1 protein-coding gene is annotated in these 244 nt (G+C 68.9%); it reads left to right on the top strand.

All coding sequences use genetic code 11. The features are described from left to right. Window positions 1–244 (top strand): hypothetical protein (locus tag ACQG3P_RS22010; RefSeq protein ID WP_426806236.1); only part of this gene is annotated, 244 nt, incomplete at both ends.

Raw genomic sequence — 244 nt, 5'->3', positions numbered from 1 at the left:
CGCCTCCCAAGTGATCGACGAGACTGCGCCCGCTCTGACGAAGATCCAGATGCTTCTGCCCCATCTCATGCTCGTCCCGCAGCGCGTGTCGCTCCTCATCAAGGCCACCCTCGATGTTCCGGCGGCTGACGATCGCGCCGTCGCGCGGGTGCTGGTCAAGCGGGGGCAGCTGGCCGGCGAGGTTCCCGTCGGCGGCACGCTGGACATCTACCGGCTGCTGGCCGACCGCGCCGGTGTCATCGCA

The sequence above is a fragment of the Stenotrophomonas sp. SrG genome (genome assembly GCF_050031795.1).
Lineage (GTDB): Bacteria > Pseudomonadota > Gammaproteobacteria > Xanthomonadales > Xanthomonadaceae > Stenotrophomonas > Stenotrophomonas rhizophila_A.
This window is presented reverse-complemented; position numbering and strand designations above follow the sequence as displayed.